The 278-nt window shown below is 71.9% G+C and carries 1 protein-coding gene; it reads right to left on the bottom strand.

All coding sequences use genetic code 11. The features are described 5' to 3' along the window. On the bottom strand, nt 1-181 hold a 181-nt coding region (locus tag J0695_RS40190; protein ID WP_206969758.1), incomplete at its 3' end, for a hypothetical protein. Nucleotides 182-278: the final 97 nt, after the last annotated feature.

Genomic DNA, 278 nt, shown 5'->3' with positions numbered 1-278 from the left:
GCTGCGCCCCGCGCCCCACCGCCGCCCAGCGCGCCGCAGGCCACCGGCCCACCGCGCCCCGGACACGCGAATTTGCGGCCGGGGCGCGGCCGCGTGGCGGCCCGCGCCGGCCGGCCGGCCGCTCGGGGTGGTCGTTGCGCATCGTCAGCTCCTCCGTACCGGCGGGCGACTCATGACTCATCGCTTGATGAGTTCCTCATTTGATGAAGTCTACGTATGATGAGTGGCATGGTCAACGCGGAACCCGGCGGTCCCAGCCGTAGAGCGACAGGTGCACT

The organism is Streptomyces beijiangensis (genome assembly GCF_017315755.1).
GTDB classification, from domain to species: domain Bacteria; phylum Actinomycetota; class Actinomycetes; order Streptomycetales; family Streptomycetaceae; genus Streptomyces; species Streptomyces beijiangensis.
The sequence above is the reverse complement of the archived record's forward strand: the minus strand, read 5'-3'. Positions and strand labels throughout refer to the sequence as shown.